We start from the raw sequence: 24,428 nt of genomic DNA, 5'->3' as shown, positions 1-24,428 counted from the left end.
GCGCCGACGCTCCGTCAGAAAGGAACGCACCATGAACCGCACGCTCACCACCGGCCGTATCGTCATCTCCGGCGCCTTCGCCCTGAGCGTCGCCCTCGGCAGCGCCGGCACGGCCATGGCCACCGGTCACGACGGGGCGACCCAGCCCACCAAGCAGAGCTCCGCCAAGCAGGACCAGCCCCAGCAGACCACCCCGCACGCCGAGGAGGCCGACGGCAGCGACCACGGCGCCACGGGCAAGCCGGCCAAGGACGACCCCAACCCCGACAAGGGCAAGGACTGCGTCCAGCACGGCAACCACGGTGGCATCAACGAGGACCACTGCGGTGCCGCGGACCGTCCGGACGGCCCCGGCACGGAGACGCCCACGCCGTCCGAGCCCAAGCCGGAGACCCCGAAGCCCGAGTCGCCCCAGCCGGAGACGCCCAAGCCCGGCGACACCACGCCCGAGACGCCCAAGCCCGGCGACACCACGCCCGAGACGCCCAAGCCCGAGGACACCACGCCCGAGACGCCCAAGCCCGAGGACACCACGCCCGGCGACGACTGCAACATCTGCAAGACCGTCACCCCGCCGGCCCCGGTCGTCGTCCCCGTCTGCGGTCCGGACAACGACCAGGTCACGCTCCCCGACGCCAAGGGCGTCGTCTGGGAGCCCGGCGAGTGGAGCAACGGCACCCTGGTGGTCAAGGCGGTCTCGGCCGACTGGTACACCTTCCCGACCGGCGACCTGATCGTGCACACCATCAAGGACGCCAACGTGCCGTGCGGCACCACGCCGACGACGCCTCCGGTCGAGGACTGCGACAACACCTGCCCGACCCCGACCACGCCGACCACGCCGGCCACGCCGACCCCGGAGAAGCCCGTCACCCAGACGCCTGCCCCGGTCAAGCCCACCCCCGTGACCCCGACCCCGGTGAAGGTGAAGCCGGTCGGCCACACGCCGGTCGTCGTCACGCCCGTCACCCCGTCCGGTGTCGTCGTGACCGAGACCCCCGCCAAGGCCACGGCCAACGGCGCGCCGGTCTTCAACTCCGGCGTCGAGGGTGACGAGTCCGGTCTCGGTGCCGGTGCGCTCGGTGCCGGCCTGGCCGTCGCGGCGGGCCTGATGATGGTCCCCGCCGTCCGTCGCCGCCAGAGCGCCTGAGCGCCTGAGCGCCTGAGCGCCTGAGACACGGCATACGGCACAGCACGCTGGGAGGCGACGTCGCGTCCCAGCCGGGTGGCGAGGCCCCCGGCTCCCCTGGGAGCGGGGGGCCTCGCCCCGTGCAGGCCACCGCGCCACCACTCGAACCACCCACTCTCGCAAGGGTGCACGACACCCATCGACCACGGACCAGGAGGACGGCATGACGGCCCGACGACCGCGGCTGGCCGCGACGGCCGCCGTCGCGCTCGGCCTGCTGCTGACGGGGTGCGGCGGCGAGGGAGGCCCCGCGGCCACCCACCACCGCACCGAGGTGGCGGCGAGCAGCCCGACCGCCGCGAGCTCGTCCTCCACCGCGTCGGCGACGGGGACGGCGGCCACGACCGGTGGAGCCGCGGTCACCACGAGCGCCGGCGCCGCGACCAGCACTCCCTCGGCCGGCTCGTCGTCAGCGGCCAGGTCGGCCGCGCCGGCCGGGACCTCCACGGGCCGCGGGACGTCCGCCTCGGGACAGCCCGGCGCGCGGACCGTCGACGACGGCTCCCGCACCCTGCGCATCCCCGTCCTCGGGGTCGACGCCCCGGTCACCGGGTGCGCCACCGAGGACAACACCGTCACCCCGCCCAGCGACATCGGCGCCGTGTGCCGGTGGACCGGCAGCCCGGACTTCGGGGCGACGCGGGGCACGACGATCGTCGTCGGCCACTCCACGCGCAGCGACGCCACGGTCGGCGCGCTGGAGTACGTCCGCGAGCTCAAGACCGGTGACACCCTCACCGTCGCCGGGCAGGCCTGGCGGGTCGTCGAGGTCGTGCCGGGTGTCGACAAGCACAGCCTTCCGGCATGGATCGTGGACCGTGCCGGACCCCGCCAGCTCGGTCTCGTCACGTGCGAGACCACCAGCCGCACCCGCAACGACCTCGCGAGGCTCGTCCCGGTCGGCTGACTGGCGGACGCGCGCGCCCCGGGTTCCTTTCCCCGGGGCGCGCACTCGTCCTACACCCGGTCCGGTGCTGCGCCACAGCCCGTCCACAGTCCGCTGCCCTAGCGTGATCCGGTCGAGAGGACCCGCATGACCAGCCCTTCCCCCCGCGCCCTGAGCTCCACCGCCCTCGTGCGCGCCCGCCTCGCCGGCATGACCGGCCTGGCTGCGGCGTGCGCTGCCCTGACGAGCCTGTATGCCGTGGCCGTGTGCACCGTGCGCGGCCAGGCCTGGGACCACCGCATCTGGTGGCACCTGCACGAGCTGTCCCCCGTCGGCGCCCGACGCGTCGCCGAAGCGCTCGGGGTGATCACCCCGCTGTCCTGCGCCGCGGCGCTGGGCGCGATCGTGCTGCTGGCGGTGGCGCAGCGGCGCGTGGTGCCGGCGGTCGTAGGGATGGTGTGCGCGGCGGGGACGTTCGTGTCGGCCGAGGTGCTCAAGTACACCTTGGAGCGGCCGGACCTCGGGATCTCGCACTACGGCAACTCGTTCCCGAGCGGCCACACGGGGGCCGTGGCGGCGCTCGCGGTGGCGGCGGTCGTGGCGCTGGGCGGCGGCCTGCGCGCGGTGTGGGCCACGCTGGCCACCCTCGCCACCGCGCTCACGGGGCTCGGCGTGGTCCTGGCGGGGTGGCACCGGCCGAGCGACCCGGTGGCCTCCGCGCTGGTGGCCGTCGCGTGGGCCGTGGTCGGCCTGCTGGTGGTGCACGAGCACCGCGCCCGCATCCCCCTCCCAGGATCGTGAGGGTCTCGTCCAGCCTTCTTGGACGAGACGCTCACGATCGTGGTGGGGCGGGGCGGGTCAGGGCGCCGTGTAGGACGCCGTGAGCGTCACCCCGGAGTAGGCCGAGCAGCCGCGCAGCCCGACGTAGTGCGTGCCGGCGACCGGCGCCGGGACCGTGCAGGTCTCGGTGTGGCCCGACCGGTAGGGGCAGCAGTCGTAGCTCGAGGTGGTCGGCGCGCTGCCCGCCTTGAGGTAGAGGTCGACGTCGCCCGTGCCGCCCGACGTGCTGACCACGAGGTTGGTGGCGCCGGCGGGCACGGCGATGCTGTATCCCGTCATGACGCCGGCGGCGCCATACAGCCCGGTGCGGGGCACCCCGTTGACCAGGACCGATCCGGTCGGGGTGGGGGCTCGGCGTGGGCGTCGGGGTGGGGGTGGGGGTGGTGGAGCCCGCCGTCTCGGCGACCTCCCCGACGAAGGCGAGCCCGAGCTTGGCGAACCTGGCGGACGGCTCGGCGGCGCCGCCCAGGTTGGTGAGGGTGTCGCCGCTCGTGTGCAGCTGCGGGAAGATCTCGGGCTCGGCCGCCATCATCGACGGGTAGCCCGCGCTCGTCCACGATGCGTGGTCCGAGCAGGCGTAGCCGCAGGTCATGTCGCCGCGCACGAGCCTGGTGGGCTTGAGGTAGGTGTCGAGCGAGGGGCGGGCGCGAGGGGTCAGAGGGCGAGGTAGTCGCTGTCGCGCGCGTCCGTGATCAGCATGTGGCCCGGCGCGTGCGTGATCGCCAACGACGGACGCGAGGCCATGACCATCGCCTGCGGCGTCACCCCGCACGCCCAGAAGACCGGGATCTCGCCGGGCTCGCTGCGCACCGGGTCACCGAAGTCGGGCCGGTCGAGGTCACCGATCCCCAGCGCCGCCGGGTCACCGACGTGCACCGGCGCACCGTGCACGCCCGGGTAGCGGCCGCTGATCCGGACGGCGTCGGCGACGCGGTCGGCGGGGATCGGCCGCATCGACACGACCATCGGCCCGGTGAGGTCGCCGGCGGGGCGGCAGGGGCGATCGGTGAAGTACATCGGGACGTTGCTGCCGTCGACGATGTGGCGGACCTCGATCCCGGCCGCGATCAGCGGGTGCTCGAAGGTGAAGCTGCACCCCACCAGGAAGCTCACGAGGTCGTCCCGCCAGTGCTCGCGCACGTCGGGCACCTCGGCCTCGAGCTCGCCGTCCCGCCACACCCGATAGAGCGGCAGGTCGGTGCGGACGTCGCCGTCGAGGATCGGGCCGGAGGTCGCGCCGGGCTCGAGCACGTCCAGGACGGGACACGGCTTGGGGTTGCGTTGCGCGAACAGCAGCATGTCGAAGGCGAGCTCGCGCGGCACGCACACGAGGTTGGCCTGGGCGTGGCCGCGGCACCAGCCGGCCGTCGGCGTGACCAGGCCGCTGCGGAAGAGGGCGCGAGCCTCGCCTGGAGTCAGGGACGCGGGATCGGTGGCCCGGGTCATGTCGTCTCCGATCCTGGAGCGGGAGGAGAGGTGGCAGGACGAGAGGTGGGGTGCCAGGCGAGGCGCAGCCGGTCGCCGGGGCGCAGCTGGGCGGCCAGGTCGACGTCGTCGTCGACCACGACCGCGGCGACCGGGTAGCCGCCGGTGACAGGGTGGTCCGCGAGGAAGAGCACGGGCTCGCCCCCCGGAGGCACCTGGACCGAGCCGCGGACGACGCCTTCGCTCAGCAGCTCCTCGCCCTCGTGGTCGGGGTGCCGCACCAGGGTCTCGCCGACGAGACGGGCGCCGATCCGGTCGCTGCGGGCCGACACCTCCCACGGCGTCGCGACGAGGACCTCGCGGTCGGCGAGCCAGTCCACGCGCGGCCCCGGGACGACGCGCAGCACGATCCGGGCGGGAGGGCCGCCGGGCAGGGGCGCCTGCTCCGTCGTCGGGAGGGCGCGGGCGGCGTCACCGATGGGCAGCACGTCTCCGTCCTCGAGCGGGTCCGGACCGAGCCCGGCGAGCGTGTCGGTCGATCGCGAGCCGAGCACCGGCGGCACGTCGATCCCTCCACGCACCGACAGATAGCTGCGCAGGCCGTATGCCGGCGCGCCCAGCCGCAGCACCTGACCGATCACGAGGCGCAGCACCGCCGCATGGCCGACCGGGCGATCGTCGATGTGGGCAGGTGCGGGTGCTCCGGTCACGGTCACCAGGCAGTCGGCCTCGGCACGCACCGCCAGGCCGCCGAGCGTGACCTCCACGGCGGCGCAGTCGAGCTCGTTGCCGAGCAGGCGCTGGCCGAGGGCGTGGGCGGCCCGGTCCGCGGCGCCCGAGCGACCGACGCCGAGGTGCGCGAGCCCGGGTCGGCCCTGGTCCTGCAGGAGGGCGCGCGGGCCGGTCGCCAGGACGGTCAGCGAGCCGCGATCGTGCGAGAGGCCCTGGTCTGCAGCGGATCTCGTGGCCGAGCGCGATGGCGTGACTGGACGACCTTCGGCGGCGGCGTCGGGGGATGCGCCGGGGGCGGCGGATTCCCCTGGGGCATAGCTAGGTCCGGCTGGGGCCGCAGACTCAGCTGGGGTCGTGGACTCGGCTGGGGTCGCGGACTCGGCTGGGGCGGCCGGTGCCGCGGCGAAGCGGACGTGCTGCCCGGGCCGCAGCAGCGCCGGCGGGTCGCGCTCGACGTCCCACAGCGCCTCGTCCACGTGACCGAGCAGCTGCCACCCGCCGGGCGAGGCGCGCGGATAGATGCCGCTGAACTCCCCTGCCAGCCCGACGGATCCGGGCGGCACGGCGGTGCGGGGCTCGCTGCGTCGCGGGACGGTCAGGCGCGGGTCCCCGTCGACGAGATAGAAGAAGCCGGGCGCGAAGCCGCCGAAGGCCACCCGCCACGGCGTGCCGGTGTGAGCCTCGACGACCTCGGTGATGGACAGGCCTGTCAGAGAGGCGATCTCGTCGAGGTCAGGGCCGTCGTAGTGCACCGCGATCTCGACCTCGTCGACCTCGCCGGTGGCCGCGTCCGCACCCGGATCGCCTGCCAGGGCGAGGATCTCGTCGGCCACGCGCCCGAGGTCCGTGCCCGCCGGGACCGTCACGGCGAGGGTGCGCGCCGCGGGCAGCACGTCCATCACTACCGCGAGCCCCGTTGACCCGCGCGACATCTCCGCGCGCACGGCGGCGTCGAGCGCGAGCACCTCGTCCAGGCCTGCCAGCTCGACGAGCACGCCGGTGTCGCCGAGACGCCGCCACGCCGTCACCGCGTCACGCCCTCATCGCAGGAAGGGCCGGATCTCGACGCCGGCCGCCTCCAGGGCGGTCCGCGTGGCGCGGGCCATCTGCACCGCGCCGGGCGAGTCCCCGTGCGTGCACACCGAGTCCGCCGAGAGCCGGACGTCGGACCCGTCCACGGCCTCGACGACGCCCTCGGTCACGAGCCGCACCATGCGGGCGGCCACGGCGTCCGCGTCGTGCAGGACGGCGCCGGGCTGGGAGCGCGGCGTCAGCGTGCCGTCGGGCTGGTAGCCACGGTCCGCGAACGCCTCGACCACGAACGGCAGCCCGGCCTCGTCGGCCAGCCGCTGCACCGCGCTGCCGGGCAGCCCCATGATCGGGAGGGCGTCGTCATACGACTTGACGGCCGTGACCACGGCCCGGGCCTGCGCCTCGTGGTGGACGATCGTGTTGTAGAGCGCGCCGTGCGGCTTGACGTAGGCGACGCGCGTGCCAGCGAGCCGGCACATCCCGTCGAGCGCGGCGAGCTGGTAGACGACGTCCGCGACGAGCTCGTGCGGCGCCACGTTCAGGAAGCGACGCCCGAAGCCGGCCAGGTCGCGGTAGGCCACGTGCGCGCCCACGACGACACCGCGCTCGCCGGCCGCCGCCACCGTGCGCTGCATGACGAGCGGGTCGCCGGCGTGGAAGCCGCAGGCGACGTTGGCGCTGGTCACGACGTCGAGCATGGCCTCGTCGTCACCCATGGACCACGAGCCGAAGGACTCACCGAGGTCGGAGTTGAGGTCGATGCGCACGGGATTCTCCTATCCCCAGAGCTTGGCGAGACCGCCGAGGGACTGGTAGCCGAGGTAGAGGGTCAGCAGCCACGCCAGCACCCCGACGACGATCAGCCACCGCGGGTAGACGTAGCCGTGCAGCAGGTCCCGCCGCCAGATCGCGACGATCAGGATGATCGTGAAGCCCAGCGGCAGGATCAGCCCGTTGAAGGCGCCGGCGAAGACGAGGAGGGTGACCGGGGCCTTCTTGAGCAGCAGGAACAGCACCGTGCAGACCACGATGAACGCGACCGTCATCAGGTTGCGGGTGCGGTCGCTGGTGCGCGAGCTCGTCAGGAACGAGACGGACGTGTATGACGCGCCGACGACGCTGGTGATCGCCGCGGCCCACAGGATCACCCCGAACGCGTGCAGGCCGAACGACCCGGCCGCCTGCTCGAAGGCGCTGGCCGCGGGGTTGGCCTTGGCGAGCGTGGCGCCACCCGCGACGACCCCCAGGATCGCGAGGAACAGGACGACCCGCATGATCGCGGTGACGATGATGCCCTGCACCGACGACCGCCCGATCTCGCGGGCGTGCTCGGGCCCCGTGAGGCCGGAGTCGAGGAGGCGGTGGGCGCCGGCATACGTGATGTAGCCGCCGACGGTGCCGCCGATCAGGGTCGTGATGGCGACGACGTCGAGGGTGTCGGGCAGCACGGCGTTGCGCAGGGCCGTGCCGACCGGCGGCTTGGACGTGATGGCTATCCAGGTCGTCAGGCCGATCATCAGCAGGCCGAGGAAGACGACCATCCGGTCGAGCAGCATCCCCGCCCGCTTGACCAGGAAGATCGCGATGGCGATGACCGCCGACACGACCGCCCCGATGATCGGGTCGACGCCCATCATCGCGTCCAGGCCGAGCCCGGTGCCGGCGATGTTGCCGATGTTGAATACCAGGCCGCCGAGCAGCACGAGCGCCGCGAGCACCCAGCCGAGCCCGGGGACGACCCGGTTGGCGAGCTCCTGGGCGCGCAGGCCGCTGACGCCGACGGCGCGCCAGACGTTCATCTGCACGGCGATGTCGACCAGGATCGAGATGACGATCGCGAAGGCGAACGCGGCGCCGAGGGTGACCGTGAAGGTCGTGGTCTGGGTGATGAAGCCCGGCCCGATGGCGCTCGTGGCCATCAGGAACATCGCACCGAGGATGGCGCTGCGGCCGCTCGTGCGGGTCTCGGGGGTGCTGCTGGGCGGGGTGTCGGCCATGACGGTCATCCCACCACACCCCCAGCCAGGCACAACCCCCTCAGCGCCGGCGGCTGCGGACAGAGTGGTCGCAGATCCGACGTCAGGGCACCCCAGATGTCGCATCTGCGACCATTCTGGCCCTCGCGCTCCCACGACACATGTCTCATAACGCGGGATTATCGGTCGAGTTACTTCCGATGATGGGTTGCCCGTGGTCTCCTAGATGTCATGACCTCTCGCAGCCACCGAATGTGCCGCCTCGCCGCGGCCGACCGGTGTCGTCGCGGCATGCGCTGAGCCCCAGCCCCCGCCCGACCTTGGCCGACGACGACCGTCCGCCCCGCCCCGAGAGAGACCCGCGATGAACGACACCACCGCCCAGACCCAGCTGTTCGCCTCACCCGCCACTACCGCCTCGGTCGTCGGGCACGTGTCCGCCCGGGCCGCCTACCAGTTCGCGCTCTATGCCCGGGCCGCCCTGGTGGACGCGCGCCGCGACCGCAGCACCGGCGCGATCCACCCCGACCTCGCGCCGCGCCTGGCCGCAGACCTCGCCGTCGCGCCGGCGCCGCAGCGGGTCTTTGTCCTCGCGGACACCGACGACGAGGCCGCAACGCTCGCGGAGCAGCTGCGCGCGGCCGTGCGGGCCCCCGTCGCCGCGGTCACCGGTGGCTTCGGGGCGTGGCTCGAGGCGGGGTTGCCCGTGGCGGCGGCCACCGCCTGATGCCCGGGCCCGTCGTGCGGCGGGCGGGTCGGCATACGGGCTGATCTGCGGGACTCGACGGCCCGGCCGTGATGAGGTGGGGCATGACCACCGAGCTCGTCGGCTATCTCGCGTCCGCCCTCATCGTCACGTCGCTGGCGATGACCTCGGTCGTGCGGCTGCGGGTGATCTCGTTCGTGGGGTCGGTGACCTTCGTGGTCTATGGCGCCTTGATCGGGGCGTGGCCGGTCATCGTGTCCAACGCGATCATCGCGCTGATCAACGTCTGGCACCTGCGCCGCGAGCTCGGCCCGCGCCAGGACCTCGGGATGGTGGAGGTGCACCACGAGGACCCCTACCTCACGGACTTCCTGCGCACCCACCTCGACGACATCCACCGCAGCCAGCCAGGATTCACGAGCGCGCACCTCGACGACGTGGCCTTCGTCCTGACGCGCGAGGGCCTGCCCGCGGGGGCGCTGCTGGGGCGCAAGGACGGTCGCGACCTGCACGTCGACCTCGACTACGTCATGCACGCCTATCGAGACTCGCGCATCGGGCGATGGCTGTATGCCGACCGCGCCGGCACCTTGCGGGGCAAGGGGATCCGCCGCGTGGTCGCCACGGCCGAGACCGACGTCCACCGCAGATACCTGCAGGCCATGGGTTTTGCGCCAGACGGTGACCGCTGGGTGCGCGAGCTCTAGGGGTCGGACGGCTCCATCGCCATCTCGAAGCGCACCGGCGCGCCTCGTCTCGGGATGGTCAGCGCGCACACGCACGCCACGACGCACAGCCCCGCGGCCACGATCCAGGCGCCGTGATAGCTGCCCGTCGCCTCACGGATGCCTCCGGCGACGCTGGCCCCGACGCCGGCGCCGATCATGTGCGAGGCATAGGTCCAGCCGAACACCACGCCGGAGTCCTCGATCCCGAAGAACTGCCGGCACAGCGCCACGGTGGGTGGGACGGTCGCGACCCAGTCGAGGCCGTAGAACACGATGAACACCCACAGCGCCGGCTGCACGGTCGAGGCGAGCAGCTCGTGGACCGTCAGCAGCGACAGCCCGCGCAGGCCGTAGTAGGCGGCGAGCAGGTAGCGGGAGTCCATCCGGTCGGTGAGCCACCCGGACGCGACGGTCCCGGCCATGTCGAAGATCCCGACCACCGCGAGCAGCCCCGCGGCGGTCGTCGCCGGCATCCCGTGGTCGTGCGCCGCCGACACGAAGTGCGTCTGCACGAGGCCGTTGGTCGACCACCCGCACACGAAGAAGGTCAGCATCAGCGCCCAGAACGGCCACGACCGGCTCGCGCGACGCAGCACGGTGAGGGCATGCGTCGCGGGGTTGGCGTAGCGGCGGACCTCGGGTGGCGGGGGCTCGGTCGCGCCGTACGGCAGGGCCCCGATGTCGGCCGGACGGTCGCGCAGGAACACGGCGACGAGTCCGGCCATGAGCACGGCGAGCACGGCCGTCACCCCGGCGGCGTAGCGCCAGCCCGGACCCTCGGCGGCGGCCGCGATGAGCGGCAGGAAGATCAGCTGGCCGGTCGCGTTGGCCGCGGAGAACAGGCCGGTGACCAGGCCGCGGCGCTCGTCGAACCAGCGGTTGGCGACGATCGCGCCGAGCACCAGCGCCATCGCCCCCGTGCCGGTCCCGATCAGCAGACCCCACAGCAGCCACAGCTGCCACGGCTCGGTCATGACGGTGGTCAGGCCGCTCGCGACGCCGACGACGGCGAGCGCGATCGTGACGGTCTTGCGGACGCCCCAGCTCTCCATCAGCGCGGCGGCGAACGGCGCGACGATGCCGTAGAGCACGAGGTTGAGGCTCACCGCGCCCGACGTCGTGGCCCGGCTCCAGCCGAACTCGCGCTCGATCGGCTCGAGCAGCACGCCCGTGGAGGAGCGGAAGGCCGCGCCCGCGACCAGCGCGCCCAGCGTGACCGCGGCGACGATCCACGCGGGGTGCAACCGTCGCCGCGGGGGGACGGTCTGAGCGGTCATCGCGACCTCCGGGGTGGGTCGCCGAGGGCTCGGCGGGATGCCAGCGAGACTAGGGAGCGGCCCGTATGCCGGGAAGGCCCGCCCACATCGCGAACGTCGTCACCGCGCTGCCCCCGCCGATCACGAGGGGCGGCGAGTCAGCCCTCGACGCGGAGGCGGCTCGCGAGGTCGGCGATCGCGCGCTCGGCGGCGCTCGTGTCGCCCGCCCTGGCCTTGGTGAACGCCTCCACGTGGACCGGCGACTGCCCCTCGATCAGCCATGCCACGAGCACGACGGGCATGACCCCACCGCGGTCCACCCACGAGTAGCCCTGCGCCCGCCCCTCGTCCGTGTCCCGCGGCTCAGGTCCCTCGCCGCCTCGGGTCGCCTTGAGCCGCGCCAGGGCGTCGGCATACGGCCCGGGCATCTCGAGCAGCGAGCTCGCGGTCACCGTGACGAGCCGCTTGGCCACGAACGACCCGAGCCACCCGCCCCGCTCGGTCACCCCGGTGAGCGACTGGTCGAGCAGGGACTCGGCGAAGGCCTCGGTGAGGAAGGGATTCATGGGGCCAGCCTAGGCAGCCGACGGACATGCGCCCATCCCCCTGTGGACGACGCCGGCTGCCGGCCGGGTGCAGGCCGGGAGGATGCAGGGGAACAGGCGCGGGCGTCGTGGGGTTGCCGCCCCCATGACCTCTTTGTTCGAGCCGATCACCCTGCGCAGCCTCACGATCCGCAACCGCGTCTGGCTGGCGCCGATGTGCCAGTACTCCGTGGAGAAGCGGGACGGTGTCCCCACCGACTGGCACCTGGTGCACCTGGGGGCGCGGGCGCAGGGCGGCTTCGGGCTGATCCTGACCGAGGCGACGGCGGTGTCCCCGGAGGGGCGCATCAGCCCCGAGGACACGGGCCTGTGGAACGACGAGCAGCGCGACGCCTGGTCGCGCATCACGGAGTTCGTGCACGGGCAGGGCGCGGCGATCGGCGTGCAGCTGGCGCACGCGGGACGCAAGGCGTCGACCTACCGCTGGTGGGAGGGCGAGCCCGAGGGCACCGTCCCCGCCGACGAGGGCGGCTGGCCGACCGTGGCCCCCTCCCCGACGGCGGGCGACGGCCTGGCCGTCCCGCACGAGCTGACGACCGACGAGATCGCCCAGGTGGTGCGGGACTTCGCGGACGCCGCACGCCGCGCCGACGAGGCGGGCTTCGACACGGTCGAGATCCACGCGGCCCACGGCTACCTCCTGCACCAGTTCCTCTCGCCGCTGTCCAACCAGCGCACCGACGCCTATGGCGGTGACCTGCAGGGACGTTCGCGCATCGTGGTCGAGGTGCTCGACGCCATCCGCGCCGTCTGGCCGCAGGACAAGCCGGTGCTCGTGCGCCTGTCTGGCACCGACTGGATCGAGGGCGCCTGGGACATCGAGCAGACGACCGCGCTGTCGCGCACGCTGCGCGAGCACGGCGCCGACCTGATCGACGTGTCCAGCGGCGGCGTGACCCAGGCGGCCATCCCCGTGGGGCCGGGCTACCAGGTGCCGCTGGCCGCCGAGGTGCGCGAGGGAGCCGAGATCCCCACGGCCGCGGTGGGACTGGTCACGGAGCCGCGTCAGGCCCAGGAGATCCTCGACGCGGGCCTCGCCGACGCCGTGCTCCTGGCCCGGGCCGCGCTGCGCGACCCGTCCTGGCCGCTGCGCGCCGCCCACGAGCTGGGCGTCGACCAGCACGACGCGCCCTACCCGCCGGCCTACTGGCGGGGCGCCTGGCGCTGACCGGAGCGCCCCCCGGAGCAACCCGGGAGCGCCCCCGGAGCACGTCCGGACGGTCGTGGGTCCGGCAGGTTAACGACGCCTCGCGGATCGGGACATCCGTTGACGTCACTGCAACACAGGGGCAACAGCCTGCGCCGGCGGGCTCCCTAGCGTCGATCGTGAGCAGCCCTCACACGACCGGGAGCCCCGATGAGCAGCACGACGAGCAGCACCTCCACCAGCGCCGCGGGCGCCCCCGCCAGCGCCGCGGGAACGTCCACGACATACACGCCGTCCCCCGGCGAGCTGGCCCCCGGACTCACCCGAGCCTCCGGCCGCACCCTCGTGGGCTGGGACCCCGAGTCCGCTGGTCAGTGGGACCACGGCGGGCGCACCATCGCCCGCCGCAACCTGGTCCTGTCCGTCTTCGCGGAGTTCCTGGGCTTCGCGGTGTGGGCGGTCTGGTCGATCGTCGTGCCGCAGCTGCCGCGGGCCGGGTTCACGCTCACCGTGGACCAGATGTTCTGGCTCGTGTCCGTGCCGTCCCTGGTCGGGGCGACGCTGCGCGTGCCCTACACCTTCGCCGTGCCGGCGTTCGGCGGGCGCACGTGGACGACGATCTCGGCGCTGCTGCTCCTCCTGCCGACCCTCGGCCTCGCGTGGGCCGTGCAGCACCCGGAGACGCCGTTCGGCGTGCTGCTGCTGATCGCGGCGCTGGCCGGCGTGGGTGGCGGCAACTTCAGCTCCTCGATGGCCAACATCTCGTTCTTCTACCCCGAGCGCGAGAAGGGCGCCGCCCTCGGCCTCAACGCCGCCGGCGGCAACCTCGGCACGGCCGCCGTGCAGCTCGCCGTCCCCCTCGTGATCGTCACGGCGTCCGGCGTCGCGCTGGACCGGGCCGGCCTGATGTTCATCCCGCTCGTGCTGCTCGCCGCCGTGCTCGCGTGGCGCTGCATGGACAACATCGCCGGCACCCGGTCCGACCGACGGTCCTACGCCCGCGCCGCGCGGCACCCGCACACCTGGCTGCTGTCGGTCATCTACATCGGCACCTTCGGGTCGTTCATCGGCTACTCCGGCGCCTTCCCCACGCTGCTCAAGGCGCAGTTCCCCGAGATGAGCCTCAACCTCGCCTTCCTCGGCGCGCTGGTCGGGTCGCTGTCCCGCCCGCTCGGCGGCCGCCTGGCCGACCGCTTCGGCGGGGCCACGATCACCTGCATCTCGTTCGTGGTCATGGCAATCGGCGCCGTCGGCGCCGTGATGGGCCTGCGGGCGCACAGCTTCGCGCTGTTCTTCGGCGCGTTCCTGCTGCTCTTCGTGGTCTCGGGGCTGGGCAACGGCTCCGTCTACCGGATGATCCCCGCGGTCTTCACCGCCACCTCCGAGGGCGGCGCCGACGCCCTGCTCCGCGCCAAGAAGGCCGCCGCCGGCTGCATCGGCATCGCCGGCGCGGTAGGTGCCTTCGGCGGCTTCCTGATCCCGCGCGGCTTCGCCCTGTCCACGTCGTTGACCGGCTCGCTGCAGGCCGCGCTGTGGGCCTTCGTCTGCGCCTACCTGCTGCTGCTCGGCCTCACCTGGGCGGTCTACCTGCGGCGCGGGTCCAGCGTCGCCGCGCACCGCATCTGACGAGAGCGTCCCTGCCACGAGAGGAGATTGCCGGTATGGCGACCCCCGCCGCCTCGACCGCCACCCCTCTCGCGGGGGCCGCCGCCGACACGCACTGCCCGTACTGCGCGCTGCAGTGCGCGATGACGCTGACGCCCGCCCTGACTCCTGATCTGACTCCTGACCCGACTCCCGACCCGACTCCCGAGAAGGCCGCACTGCCCACGGTGGGGCCGCGGGACTTCCCCACCAACCGGGGCGGCCTCTGTCAGAAGGGGTGGACCAGCGCCTCCGTCCTCGGTGCCGCCGACCGCCTCACGACCCCGCTCACCCGCTCTGCCGCAGGCGAGCTCGAGCCGGCGACCTGGGACGAGGCGCTCGACCTGATCGCCACCCGGCTCCTGGCCCTGCAGGACGAGCACGGCCGGGACTGCGTCGGGGTGTTCGGCGGCGGCGGCCTCACCAACGAGAAGGCTTACACCCTAGGCAAGTTCGCCCGCGTCGCCCTCGGCACGCCGTTCGTCGACTACAACGGCCGGTTCTGCATGTCCTCGGCGGCGGCCGGCACCAACCGCGCCTTCGGCCTGGACCGCGGCCTGCCCTTTCCCCTCGCCGACCTCGGTGGGGCGCAGGCGATCCTGCTGCTGGGCTCCAACCCCTCCGAGACGATGCCGCCCTTCGTGCAGCACCTCGCGGGCGCGCGCTCGCGCGGCGGCCTCGTCGTCGTGGACCCCCGCCACTCGCCGACGGCGGCGCTCACCGATGACGGGGGCGGCCTGCACCTGCAGCCACTCCCCGGCACCGACATCGTCGTGCTCCTCGGCCTGCTGCACCTCGTCTGGGCGACGGGTCGCGCCGACACCCCCTATCTGGCCGAGCGGGTCACCGGGGCCGAGGACGTGCGGGCCTCCGTCTCCGAGTGGTGGCCCGAGCGGGTCGAGCGCGTCACGGGCGTCCCCGCCGACGACCTGCGCGGCGCCGCCGAGATCCTCGCGGCCGCAGCACCGCTCGCGTGCGGCTCCGGCGCCTACGTGCTCACCGGCCGCGGCGTGGAGCAGCACGCGCACGGCACCGACACCGTCACCGCGGCGATCAACCTCGCTCTGGCGTTGGGCCTGCCGGGACGCGTCGGCTCGGGCTACGGCTGCCTGACCGGTCAGGGCAACGGGCAGGGCGGGCGCGAGCACGGCCAGAAGGCCGACCAGCTGCCCGGCTACCGCTCCATCAGCGACCCCGCCGCGCGGGCGCACGTCGCCGCGGTGTGGAGCGTCGACCCGGACACCCTCCCGGGGCCCGGTGTCCCCGCGATGCAGCTCCTCGGGCGGCTGGGCGAGCCGGGCGGCATACGGGCCCTGCTGGTCCACGGCTCCAACCTCGTCGTCAGCGCCCCCGGCGCGGTGCAGGTCACCGAGCGCCTGCGCGCCCTGAACCTGCTCGTCGTCTGCGACTTCGTGCCGTCCGAGACCGCGCTGCTCGCCGACGTCGTGCTCCCCGTGACGCAGTGGGCCGAGGAGGAGGGCACGATGACCAGCCTGGAGGGTCGAGTCATCCGGCGCCGCAAGGTGATCGACCCGCCACCCGGGGTGCGCAGCGAGCTCGATGTGTGGGCCGCCCTGGCCGGACGCCTCGGCGCACCAGCGCGGTTCGAGACCGATCCCGCGCTCGTGATGGACGAGCTCGCGCGGGCCAGCGCGGGCGGGATCGCGGACTACGGCGGCGTCAGCCACGAGCGCCTCGACCGCGGCGACGAGATCCACTGGCCCTGCCCGGATCCCGCGCACCCGGGGACCCCGCGCGCCCTGCTCGACCGCTTCGCCACGCCGGACGGCCGGGCCCGCATGCTGCCCGTCGAGCCTCGCGGCGTGGACGACGAGCTGCGTTCCGGCGCGCCGTACTACGCCATCACCGGTCGCGTGCTGCAGCACTACCAGTCGGGGGCGCAGACCCGGCGGGTTCGCGAGCTGGTGGCCGGCGAGCCGCGGGCGTTCGTGCAGCTGCACCCGCGGACGGCCGCCACCCTCGGGATCGAGGAGGGTCAGGACGTGACCCTCACCTCCGCGCGCGGGTCGTGCACGGCGCCGGCCCGGCTGTCGCGCGAGATCCGGCCCGAGACGGTGTTCGTTCCGTTCCACTTCCCCGGGGCCGAGCGCGCCAACGCCCTCACCAACCCCGCCACCGACCCCGTCAGCGGCATGCCGGAGTTCAAGGTCACGGCCGTGAGCATCCGCCCCGCCCAAGGAGATCCCCGTGCCTGACCGCACCCGCATCGTCGTCGTCGGCCACGGCATGGTGGCGGCGCGACTGATCGACGACCTGGACCGGTATGCCGACCCCGCCGCCCTCGACGTCACCGTCATCGGCGCGGAGCCCGAGGGGGCCTACAACCGGCTCATGCTGTCCGAGGTCATCGGCGGACGCGCGGCCGTCGACGGGCTCGCGATGCCGCACCGCGCCACCTGGGTGCGGGTGCTGGACGGCGTCGCAGCCGTGCGCCTGGACCGCGAGCGCCAGCTGGTCGTGGACGAGCACGGCGACGAGCACCCCTACGACCAGGTCGTGCTCGCGACCGGTGCCGACCCGCGCGTGCCGCCGCTCGCCGGCCTGGAGGACGCGTCGCGGTGGCCCTCGGGCGTCCACGCCCTGCGGACGCTCGCGGACTGCCGGGCGATTCTCGCACGCGTGGGATCCGTGGGGCGGGCGATCGTCCTCGGCGGCGGCCTGCTCGGCGTCGAGGCGGCAGTGGGGCTGCGCGCCCACGCCGTGCCGGTCACCGTGGTGCACTCCGGCGCCGGACCGCTGGACCGCCAGCTGGACGCGGCCTCGGCGACCGTACTGCGGCACGCGTTGCGCGACAACGGGATCGACGTCGTCACGGGCGGCCGGGCGGCCGAGGTGGTCGTCCACGACGGTGCGGTGGCGGGGCTGCGGCTCGCCGACGGCTCCGTCGTCGAGGGCGGTCTGCTCGTCGTCGCGACCGGTGTGCGGCCACGCTCCGACCTGGCGGCCGACGCCGGGCTGCCCTGCGCCGCGGGCGTCCTCGTCGACTCCGACCTGAGATCCCTGGCAGACCCACGGGTCTCGGCGATCGGCGACTGCGCCGAACCCCCCGGAGGGTGCAGCGGGCTGCTCGCGCCCGGCTGGGACCAGGCGGCGGCCGTCGCGAGACGCCTGGCGCGACAGGGCGACTCGCGCTCGACGGGTCCGACCGACGGGGCCGCTGCGCCGACGGGCTCCACCCCCGAGGCGGCGGGCGGAGACGTCATACGGCTCAAGGCCAAGGACCTCACGGTCGTCGCGCTCGGCACCCTGCCCGACGACGACCTGGCCGACACCGACGTGCACGTCGTGACCGTCACCGACCTGCGCTCCCGGCGCCGGGTCCGGGTGGGCGTGCGCGACGGCGTGCTCGTGGGGGCGAGCGTGGTCGGCGACGCGCAGCTGGCGGCGGACCTGACGGCGGCCTACGAGCGCGGGCTGCCCGTGCCGGCCGACCCCGCCCAGCTGCTGCTGCGGGCGAGCGAGGGCGGTGGTGGGCTGCCGACCGCCCAGTCCCCGGCCCTGATCCCGGGGCGGGCGACCGTGTGCCGCTGCAACGGCGTCGCCAAGTCCCACATCGTCGCGGCCCACGCCGCGGGCGACCGCACGGTCGACGACGTCGCCTGCCGCACGCGCGCCACGACGGGCTGCGGCACGTGCACCGCCACCGTGCAGGGGCTGCTGGAGTGGCTGGCCGAGGTCGACGGCGACCCCGCGAGGACCGCGTCCGACACCGATGACGCTGGGTTGTTACCGGGCGTAGCACGCCCGAAACATCGCGCCCGCCTCGGCGTAACAACCCCTTCCTAGCGTCGAGGAACGCACCAGCACAGGAGGACCGATGACCGGCAGCACCCAGCGCCACCTCGTCGTCGTGGGCGGCGGCATGGTCGCCCAACGACTCGTCGAGGCCCTGCGCGCCCGCGACACCGACGCGTCCTGGCGCGTCACCCTGCTCGCGGAGGAGCCCCGCGCCCCCTACGACCGGGTGGCACTGACCAGCTACTTCAGCGGCCGCGACGCGGACGACCTCGCGCTCGGCGACCAGTCCCTGTGGCGTGACGAGCAGGTCACGCTGCGGCGCGGCGTCGCGGTCACGGAGATCGACCGTGAGGCGCGGCGCGTGGCCTGCAGCGACGGCCGGACCCTCGCCTACGACGCGCTGGTCCTCGCCACCGGGTCGTTCGCGACCGTGCCGCCCGTCGAGGGCAAGGACGTGACCGGCACCTTCGTCTACCGCACCATCGACGACGTGGCGGCCCTGCGGCAGTACGTCGAGGACGCCCGCCCCCAGCACCGCCGCCGCCTGCGCGGTGCGGTGATCGGCGGTGGCCTGCTCGGCCTGGAGGCGGCGGGCGCGCTGACCGCCCTCGACGTGGACACCACCGTCGTGGAGTTCGCGCCGCGGCTCATGCCGCTGCAGGTCGACGCGGGTGGCGGCGAGTCGCTGCGGCGGCTCATCGAGGCGCTCGGCGTGGAGGTGCGCACCGGCACGGCGACGCAGCGGATCAAGGCCCGCCGCGGCGTCGTCGCCCGCATGGACTTCGCGGACGGCGGTGGGATCGACACGGACGTCGTGGTGTTCGCGACGGGTGTGCGTCCCCGTGACGAGCTGGGCCGCGCCTGCGGTCTGGAGATCGGCGAGCGCGGCGGCGTCGTCGTCGACGAGGCCTGCGTCACCAGCGACCCCGCCGTCTACGCGATCGGGGAGGTCGCATGCATCGACGGTCGCGTCTGGGGCCTGGTCGCGCCCGGCAACACCATGGCCGAGATCGTCGCCGACCGGCTGCTGGGCGGCACCGCGACCTTCCCGGGCGCCGACACGTCCACCAAGCTCAAGCTGCTCGGCGTCGACGTCGCGAGCTTCGGCGACGCCTTCGCCACCGCGGACGGCGCCCTCGAGGTGACCTATGCCGACCCGGTGGCCGGCGTCTACAAGAAGCTCGTGATGAGCGACGACGCCCGCACCCTGCTCGGCGGGATGCTGGTGGGCGATGCCAGTGCCTACGCCTCGCTCCGGCCGATGGTGGGGCGCCGGCTCGGGGCCGACCCCTCGTCATACCTCGTCCCGGAGGGCCTGCAGGCCGACCCGCACGCCACGGCCGAGCTGCCGGACGACGTGGGCGTCTGCTCCTGCAACAACGTCACGGCGGGCACGATCCGCTCGGCCATCACCGAGCACGGCTGCACCGACCTCGCCGAGGTCAAGGCGTGCACCAAGGCCGGCACCAGCTGCGGCTCCTGCCTCCCGCTGGTCAAGAAGATCGTCACCTCCGAGCAGGAGAAGGCCGGCCTCGAGGTCAACCGGTCGCTGTGCGAGCACGTCGAGCTGTCCCGCGCCGACCTGTTCAACGCCGTGCGCGTCACCGGGGAGCGGAGCTTCAGCGAGATCATCGCCCGGCACGGCAAGGGCCGCGGCTGCGAGATCTGCAAGCCGGTCGTCGGCTCGATCCTGGCCAGCCTGGAGACCGGGCACATCCTCGAGGGCGAGCAGGCGGCCCTGCAGGACACCAACGACCACGTGCTCGCCAACATGCAGAAGGACGGCACCTACTCGGTCGTCCCCCGCATCGCGGGCGGCGAGGTCACCCCCGAGGGGCTCATCGTCATCGGCGAGATCGCCCGCGACTTCGGGCTCTACACCAAGATCACGGGCGGCCAGCGGATCGACCTGTTCGGGGCGCGCATGGACCAGCTGCCGGCGATCTGGCGGCGGCTGATCGACGCGGGCTTCGAGTCGGGGCACGCCTACGGCAAGTCGCTGCGCACCGTGAAGTCCTGCGTCGGCTCCACGTGGTGCCGCTTCGGCGTGCAGGACTCGGTCAAGCTGGCGATCGACCTGGAGCTGCGCTATCGCGGCCTCCGGGCGCCGCACAAGATCAAGCTCGGCGTCTCCGGGTGCGCCCGGGAGTGCGCCGAGGCGCGCAGCAAGGACGTCGGGATCATCGCGACCGAGAACGGCTGGAACGTCTACGTCGGCGGCAACGGCGGCTTCACCCCGCGCCACGCCGTGCTGCTCGCCGAGGACCTCGACACCGAGACGCTCGTCCGCACCGTGGACCGGTTCTTCATGTACTACATCCGCACCGCCGACCGCCTGCAGCGCACCGCGCCCTGGCTCGAGGAGATCGAGGGCGGCCTGGACCACGTGCGCGAGGTGATCCTCGAGGACAGCCTCGGCATCGGCGCGGACCTGGACCGGGCGATGGAGCGCCACGTCGAGTCCTACTCCGACGAGTGGCGCGACGTGCTCGAGGACCCGGTCAAGCTGGCCCGGTTCACCTCCTTCGTCAACGCCCCCGACCAGGCCGACGGCGACCTCGTGTATGTCGTCGAGCGCGGCCAGCGTCGTCCGGCGACCCGTGAGGAGCGCGAGGCCGCCCGTCGCGGCGACGGCGACATCGAGGTCGTCACCTCGCAGGGCCACCCCGTCGAGCCGGGCAGCAACCAGCCGGGAGCCCCCGTGCTGATCGGTGGGACCACCCTGGAGGTGCGGCGATGAGCGTGACCTGGACCGACGTGTGCGCCCTCGGTGACCTGCAGCCCGAGCGGGCGGTCCCGGCGCTGGTGCAGGGCTGGCAGGTGGCGATCGTGCGGCTGCACGACGACACCGTGCACGCCGTGGGGCAGCGCGACCCCTACTGCGACGCCAACGTCATGTCGCGTGGCCTCGTCGGCTCGGTGACGGTCGAGGGGCGGGAGGTCCCCGTGATCTTCTCCCCGATGTACAAGCAGGCCTTCGACGTCCGCAGCGGTCGCGCCGTCGCGGAGCCGAGCGTGGGCCTGGGCTCGTGGGCCGTGCAGGTCATTGCGGGACGGGTGCAGGTCGGGCCGTGCGTGACCGAGCCTGCGGGCGTGGCGCCGGCGGAGCAGGCCGAGGTGGCGGCGGCCTCCTCCGAGCGGGCCCGCCAGACCGTGGAGGGATGGGCCGTATGACGCGCCCGCCCGTTCCCCTGTCGACGCCCTTCGGCACCCTGGTGCTCCCGCACCGCCCCTCCGGCTCCGGGTCCACCGGCACGTCCGGCTCCGGCTCCGGCTCCGGCTCCGGCTCCGGCTCCGGCCACGTTTCCAGGTCGAGCGGTTCGGCCGCCTCTGACAGCTCGCCCGGGGGCGCCCCGTCCGTGGGCGAGGTGTGGCTCGTCGGTGGCGGACCCGGCGACCCGGACCTGCTGACGGTGCGCGCCCGACGGCTGCTCGACGAGGCCGACGTCGTCGTCCACGACCGGCTCGGACCGGTCTCCGTGCTCACCGAGCTCCCCGAATCCGTCCAGCTGGTCGACGTCGGCAAGCGTCCGCACCACCACCCGGTGCCGCAGGAGGAGATCAACCAGCTCCTGGTCGACCACGCCAAGCGGGGACGAAAGGTCGTGCGGCTCAAGGGCGGTGACCCCTTCGTCCTCGGTCGCGGCGGCGAGGAGCTGGCGGCCTGCCACGAGGCGGGCGTCGCCTGCCACGTCGTCCCCGGCATCAGCAGCGCGGTGGCTGCCCCGGCGGCGGCCGGCATACCGGTCACGCACCGCGGCCTGTCGACCGGGGTGGTGACCGTCTCCGGGCACGACGAGCTCGACCTGCCCGCGCTGGCCACGACCCCGCACACCGTCGTCGTGCTGATGGGGATGGGGCGGCTGCACGAGATCACGGCGGGGCTCGTCCGGCACGGCCGTGATCCGCAGACCCCCGCGGCCGTCATACAGCAGGCGTGGACGCCCTGGCAGCGCGAGGTGCGGGCCCCGCTGTCCGAGCTGGCCGGCGCCGTCGCCCGGGAGGGGCTGACCAACCCGGCCGTCATCGTGGTCGGCGCCGTCGCCGGGCTCCCCGCCCAGGTCTCGGGCGTGCAGGTCTCCGGCGCCCAGGTCTCCGGCGTGCAGGTCACCGGCGCGCCGGACCAGGGCGCGGGCGCATCCGCCGCGGCCGGGGCCCCAGCGGGGAGACTGTCGGCATGAGTCTCGTCGCGCCCCGCACGACCCTCGCCGAGCCGGAGCCGGTGCTGCTGCTGACCGCGCACGGCACCCGCAGCCCCGAGGGTCAGCGCACCGTCACCGGCATCGCCGAGCGGCTGAGGCGGCGTCGGCCTGACCTGCGGGTCGAGCTGGCCTACGTCGACGTGCAGGAGCCTCACGTCGCCGACAGCGTCGCCGCCCTCACCGGGGCGGGCCTGCGGGTCGTCGTCGTGCCGATCCTGCTGTCGCTCGGCTATCACGTCGAGGTCGACATCGCCCGGGCCGTCGCCGGTCGCGAGAGCGCTTGCGCGACGGGGGCGCTCGGCCCCGACCCGATCCTCGCCGACATCCTCGTGCGCCGTGCCGAGGGCGCCGGCGGCGGGCCCGGCGACGCCCTCGTCGTCGCCGCCGCCGGGTCCAGCCGCGAGCGCGCCCAGGCCGACGTCGACGCCCTGCTCGACGCCGTGCGCTGCCGGTGGGCCGGACCCGTGACCGTGGGATACGGCTCGGCGGCATCCCCCACCATCGCTGACGCCGTGGCCGCGGCCCGTGACGGCAGCCCCCGCAGGGTCATCGCGGCGTCATACCTGATCGGCCCCGGCCACTTCGCCGACGTGATCGCCCGCGCCGGCGCCGACCTCACGACCCGCCCCCTCGGCACCCACCCCGAGCTGCTGACGCTGGTCGAGCGCCGGTATGCCGAGGGCCTCCAGCGCCTCGCCCGCGTCGCCAACCCCCTCTGACCGCGCCTCACCACGAACGAGCGTGTGATCGCGCCGGCCGCCGATGCCGCGCGGGGGATCACGATCGGGGAGACTGGAGCCATGGCCAGCGCATACCCGCACATGATCTTTGCCACCGAGGCTGCCGGGCTCGACAAGGACCGCCTCGTGGCGCTGCTCGACGAGTCCGCGCCCGGCGGCACCACCGAGCAGACCGCCCTCAAGCTGACGTGGACGCGTGACGGCTACGCCTACACCTACTGGTTCGAGGACGCGGACCGCGTCGGCGAGATGTACGCCGACTACCTCCCCGAGGGCGCCCGCCGCCGGCCCGTGATCAACGCGACCACCGTCATCGACATGTCGGGCGCTGCGGACGCGAGCGGCGAGCACGCCGGCGAGGCCCGCGGGATCGTCGAGCACCTCGCCGCGCAGGACGGGGTCCACGTCTTCGCCGAGGCCACCAAGCGCTTCGTCGGGATGTCGTATGGCGACGAGCCCACCCCCACCGCGACGGCTGCGCCAGAGGCCGCCTCCGTCACGCCCGAGACGGTCCAGCCCGAGCCGGCCCAGCCCGAGCCGGTCGTCGAGGTGGCCGAGCCGACGACGGGCGACTTCGGCGAGCCCGGCGTCCGCGTGGACGAGCCCTCCGAGGACGAGGTGGTCGCTCAGCCGACCGTCCCCGAGCCCGCGGCCGCGGCTGAGCACCAGCCGGGTGACTTCGGCGAGCCGGGCATCCGCGTGGACGAGCCCTCCGAGGACCTCGTGGACACTCACCCGGCGGCCCCGGAGCCTGCCGCCGCGTCCGCCCCCGCCCCGTCGCCGGAGCCGCAGCCCGCGCCCACGCCCGTCGAGCCCATAGCGCCGGAGCCCCAGGTCGCCCCCGAGCCGGTCGCCCCCGAGCCCGTGCTGCCGGAGCCCGAGATCGCCCCTGAGCCTCCGGTCCAGCCGGAGCGCATCCCTGGGCAGCTCCCCACGACCCCGGAGCCGGCCCCTACCCCGCAGCCCCTCCCGGACGAGGAGCCTGCACCCACGCCCGAGCCCGAGCCGATGCGCGAGCCTGCACCGTCTCCGGAGCCTGCGCCCACGCCCGAGCCGACCCCTTCACCGGAGCCCGAGCCCGAGCCGCAGCCCCTGCCGCGGGCGGAGCCCATCGCCCAGCCCGAGCCCATCCCCGCTCCGGAGCCGGTGCCCGAGAAGGGCTTCCTCAAGAAGCTGTTCGGCCGCCGCTGACGACAGCAAGTGACCCGACAGGGCGCCTCGCACCGCCAAACCGGCCGTTAGCCAGCTCAAAGTGCCCCGTCGGGTCACCCCCAGCACCCAATAGGGCGCTCGCGGGTCATCGCCACCACCAACGGGTGGAGAACACCACCCATGACGGTGGCTAAACCCACCCGTTCACGCCTCCGCGCCCTCGGCCCGCCCCAGCACCACCCCGCGGCCGCCGACGGCGACACGAAGTGACCCGGCGGGACGCGTCGCGCCGCCAAACCGGCCGTTAGCCAGCTCAAAGTGCCCCGTCGGGTCAACCCCGTCGACCAATGGGGCGCTCACGGCTCACCGCCACCACCAACGGGTGGAGAACACCACCCATGACGGTGGC

General features: G+C 74.0%; 21 protein-coding genes. 14 read left to right on the top strand and 7 right to left on the bottom strand.

The features are described 5' to 3' along the window. Window positions 1-31 precede the first annotated feature (31 nt). The 3 genes from B2P18_RS14845 to B2P18_RS14835 all read left to right on the top strand — a co-directional run bounded on the left by B2P18_RS14845 (window position 32) and on the right by B2P18_RS14835 (window position 2,876). On the top strand, window positions 32-1,150 hold the full coding sequence (locus tag B2P18_RS14845; protein WP_286961411.1) for a hypothetical protein: 1,119 nt from the start codon (window positions 32-34) through the stop codon (window positions 1,148-1,150). A gap of 202 nt (window positions 1,151-1,352) precedes the next feature. Further along, complete coding sequence (locus B2P18_RS14840) at window positions 1,353-2,096, top strand: class F sortase (protein WP_239266709.1); 744 nt, start codon at window positions 1,353-1,355, stop codon at window positions 2,094-2,096. Between the two features lie 126 nt (window positions 2,097-2,222). Continuing rightward, window positions 2,223-2,876 (top strand): phosphatase PAP2 family protein, encoded by a 654-nt coding sequence (locus B2P18_RS14835; protein ID WP_286958834.1) that lies wholly within the window; start codon window positions 2,223-2,225, stop codon window positions 2,874-2,876. A 57-nt stretch (window positions 2,877-2,933) separates the two neighbouring features. Here B2P18_RS14835 and B2P18_RS14830 read toward each other — a convergent pair whose 3' ends face one another. The 5 genes from B2P18_RS14830 to B2P18_RS14810 all read right to left on the bottom strand — a co-directional run bounded on the left by B2P18_RS14830 (window position 2,934) and on the right by B2P18_RS14810 (window position 8,101). Then, entirely contained in the window at window positions 2,934-3,230 is a 297-nt protein-coding gene (locus B2P18_RS14830; RefSeq protein ID WP_286961410.1) for a PPC domain-containing protein, read from the bottom strand. 339 nt (window positions 3,231-3,569) lie between these two features. Continuing rightward, window positions 3,570-4,361 (bottom strand): putative hydro-lyase, encoded by a 792-nt coding sequence (locus tag B2P18_RS14825; RefSeq protein WP_286961408.1) that lies wholly within the window; start codon window positions 4,359-4,361, stop codon window positions 3,570-3,572. After that, window positions 4,358-6,100: a 5-oxoprolinase/urea amidolyase family protein gene (locus tag B2P18_RS14820; RefSeq protein ID WP_286961406.1), complete on the bottom strand. Its 1,743-nt coding sequence runs from the start codon at window positions 6,098-6,100 to the stop codon at window positions 4,358-4,360. Before B2P18_RS14820 ends, B2P18_RS14825 begins: the two co-directional genes overlap by 4 nt. Before the next feature lie 12 nt (window positions 6,101-6,112). Beyond that, a complete protein-coding gene (locus tag B2P18_RS14815) occupies window positions 6,113-6,871 on the bottom strand; it encodes a LamB/YcsF family protein (RefSeq protein WP_286958838.1) in 759 nt (252 codons plus the stop codon). A gap of 9 nt (window positions 6,872-6,880) precedes the next feature. After that, the gene (locus tag B2P18_RS14810) at window positions 6,881-8,101 is read right to left on the bottom strand and encodes an NRAMP family divalent metal transporter (protein ID WP_286958839.1); all 1,221 of its coding nucleotides are present in this window, start codon (window positions 8,099-8,101) and stop codon (window positions 6,881-6,883) included. A 343-nt stretch (window positions 8,102-8,444) separates the two neighbouring features. Between B2P18_RS14810 and B2P18_RS14805 the strand changes: the two genes are divergently transcribed. Beyond that, complete coding sequence (locus B2P18_RS14805; RefSeq protein WP_019287479.1) at window positions 8,445-8,807, top strand: hypothetical protein; 363 nt, start codon at window positions 8,445-8,447, stop codon at window positions 8,805-8,807. An 83-nt stretch (window positions 8,808-8,890) separates the two neighbouring features. Next, window positions 8,891-9,493 carry a hypothetical protein gene (locus tag B2P18_RS14800; RefSeq protein ID WP_019287480.1) on the top strand — a complete coding sequence of 201 codons (603 nt, stop codon included), beginning with the start codon at window positions 8,891-8,893 and terminating at the stop codon, window positions 9,491-9,493. Here the strand turns inward: B2P18_RS14800 and B2P18_RS14795 are convergent. Continuing rightward, window positions 9,490-10,791 (bottom strand): MFS transporter, encoded by a 1,302-nt coding sequence (locus B2P18_RS14795; RefSeq protein WP_286961403.1) that lies wholly within the window; start codon window positions 10,789-10,791, stop codon window positions 9,490-9,492. The two genes, B2P18_RS14800 and B2P18_RS14795, sit on opposite strands and share 4 nt — an antisense overlap. 137 nt (window positions 10,792-10,928) lie before the next feature. After that, the gene (locus tag B2P18_RS14790) at window positions 10,929-11,336 is read right to left on the bottom strand and encodes a hypothetical protein (RefSeq protein ID WP_029212576.1); all 408 of its coding nucleotides are present in this window, start codon (window positions 11,334-11,336) and stop codon (window positions 10,929-10,931) included. A gap of 124 nt (window positions 11,337-11,460) precedes the next feature. Here B2P18_RS14790 and B2P18_RS14785 point away from each other — a divergent pair, with 124 nt between their 5' ends. From B2P18_RS14785 to B2P18_RS14745, 9 genes are all read left to right on the top strand, one after another. Then, on the top strand, window positions 11,461-12,543 hold the full coding sequence (locus B2P18_RS14785) for an NADH:flavin oxidoreductase/NADH oxidase (protein WP_286961400.1): 1,083 nt from the start codon (window positions 11,461-11,463) through the stop codon (window positions 12,541-12,543). Between the two features lie 189 nt (window positions 12,544-12,732). Further along, entirely contained in the window at window positions 12,733-14,148 is a 1,416-nt protein-coding gene (locus B2P18_RS14780; protein WP_286958843.1) for an MFS transporter, read from the top strand. Window positions 14,149-14,183: 35 nt separating this feature from the next. Then, on the top strand, window positions 14,184-16,382 hold the full coding sequence (locus B2P18_RS14775; RefSeq protein WP_286961399.1) for a molybdopterin oxidoreductase family protein: 2,199 nt from the start codon (window positions 14,184-14,186) through the stop codon (window positions 16,380-16,382). After that, window positions 16,375-17,973, top strand: a complete 1,599-nt coding sequence (locus B2P18_RS14770; RefSeq protein WP_286961398.1) for an NAD(P)/FAD-dependent oxidoreductase — start codon at window positions 16,375-16,377, stop codon at window positions 17,971-17,973. Before B2P18_RS14775 ends, B2P18_RS14770 begins: the two co-directional genes overlap by 8 nt. 31 nt (window positions 17,974-18,004) lie before the next feature. Beyond that, complete coding sequence (gene nirB, locus B2P18_RS14765; protein ID WP_286958846.1) at window positions 18,005-20,665, top strand: nitrite reductase large subunit NirB; 2,661 nt, start codon at window positions 18,005-18,007, stop codon at window positions 20,663-20,665. Then, window positions 20,662-21,099, top strand: a complete 438-nt coding sequence (locus B2P18_RS14760) for a nitrite reductase (NAD(P)H) small subunit (protein WP_286958848.1) — start codon at window positions 20,662-20,664, stop codon at window positions 21,097-21,099. The genes nirB and B2P18_RS14760 overlap by 4 nt, the downstream gene beginning before the upstream one ends. Beyond that, window positions 21,096-22,106, top strand: a complete 1,011-nt coding sequence (gene cobA / locus B2P18_RS14755) for a uroporphyrinogen-III C-methyltransferase (RefSeq protein WP_286961397.1) — start codon at window positions 21,096-21,098, stop codon at window positions 22,104-22,106. Before B2P18_RS14760 ends, cobA begins: the two co-directional genes overlap by 4 nt. After that, complete coding sequence (locus tag B2P18_RS14750; protein ID WP_286961396.1) at window positions 22,103-22,846, top strand: sirohydrochlorin chelatase; 744 nt, start codon at window positions 22,103-22,105, stop codon at window positions 22,844-22,846. Before cobA ends, B2P18_RS14750 begins: the two co-directional genes overlap by 4 nt. 81 nt (window positions 22,847-22,927) lie before the next feature. Next, a complete protein-coding gene (locus tag B2P18_RS14745) occupies window positions 22,928-24,058 on the top strand; it encodes a hypothetical protein (RefSeq protein WP_286961395.1) in 1,131 nt (376 codons plus the stop codon). Window positions 24,059-24,428 lie beyond the last annotated feature (370 nt).

This window comes from Arsenicicoccus sp. UBA2120 (assembly GCF_002330965.1).
Lineage (GTDB): Bacteria > Actinomycetota > Actinomycetes > Actinomycetales > Dermatophilaceae > Arsenicicoccus > Arsenicicoccus bolidensis.
Note: the sequence above shows the minus strand (reverse complement) of the source record. Positions and strands in the feature narration are given on the sequence as shown.

Excerpts from the sequence above, each read along its gene's own strand:
- B2P18_RS14790 (WP_029212576.1), bottom strand. The coding sequence starts at position 11,336 with ATGAATCCCTTCCTCACCGAGGCCTTCGCCGAGTCCCTGCTCGACCAG.
- nirB (WP_286958846.1), top strand. The coding sequence starts at position 18,005 with ATGACCGGCAGCACCCAGCGCCACCTCGTCGTCGTGGGCGGCGGCATG.
- B2P18_RS14785 (WP_286961400.1), top strand. The coding sequence starts at position 11,461 with ATGACCTCTTTGTTCGAGCCGATCACCCTGCGCAGCCTCACGATCCGC.
- B2P18_RS14825 (WP_286961408.1), bottom strand. The coding sequence starts at position 4,361 with ATGACCCGGGCCACCGATCCCGCGTCCCTGACTCCAGGCGAGGCTCGC.
- B2P18_RS14805 (WP_019287479.1), top strand. The coding sequence starts at position 8,445 with ATGAACGACACCACCGCCCAGACCCAGCTGTTCGCCTCACCCGCCACT.
- B2P18_RS14835 (WP_286958834.1), top strand. The coding sequence starts at position 2,223 with ATGACCAGCCCTTCCCCCCGCGCCCTGAGCTCCACCGCCCTCGTGCGC.
- B2P18_RS14745 (WP_286961395.1), top strand. The coding sequence starts at position 22,928 with ATGGCCAGCGCATACCCGCACATGATCTTTGCCACCGAGGCTGCCGGG.
- B2P18_RS14795 (WP_286961403.1), bottom strand. The coding sequence starts at position 10,791 with ATGACCGCTCAGACCGTCCCCCCGCGGCGACGGTTGCACCCCGCGTGG.
- B2P18_RS14845 (WP_286961411.1), top strand. The coding sequence starts at position 32 with ATGAACCGCACGCTCACCACCGGCCGTATCGTCATCTCCGGCGCCTTC.
- B2P18_RS14775 (WP_286961399.1), top strand. The coding sequence starts at position 14,184 with ATGGCGACCCCCGCCGCCTCGACCGCCACCCCTCTCGCGGGGGCCGCC.
- B2P18_RS14810 (WP_286958839.1), bottom strand. The coding sequence starts at position 8,101 with ATGGCCGACACCCCGCCCAGCAGCACCCCCGAGACCCGCACGAGCGGC.
- B2P18_RS14780 (WP_286958843.1), top strand. The coding sequence starts at position 12,733 with ATGAGCAGCACGACGAGCAGCACCTCCACCAGCGCCGCGGGCGCCCCC.
- B2P18_RS14750 (WP_286961396.1), top strand. The coding sequence starts at position 22,103 with ATGAGTCTCGTCGCGCCCCGCACGACCCTCGCCGAGCCGGAGCCGGTG.
- B2P18_RS14800 (WP_019287480.1), top strand. The coding sequence starts at position 8,891 with ATGACCACCGAGCTCGTCGGCTATCTCGCGTCCGCCCTCATCGTCACG.
- cobA (WP_286961397.1), top strand. The coding sequence starts at position 21,096 with ATGACGCGCCCGCCCGTTCCCCTGTCGACGCCCTTCGGCACCCTGGTG.
- B2P18_RS14760 (WP_286958848.1), top strand. The coding sequence starts at position 20,662 with ATGAGCGTGACCTGGACCGACGTGTGCGCCCTCGGTGACCTGCAGCCC.
- B2P18_RS14840 (WP_239266709.1), top strand. The coding sequence starts at position 1,353 with ATGACGGCCCGACGACCGCGGCTGGCCGCGACGGCCGCCGTCGCGCTC.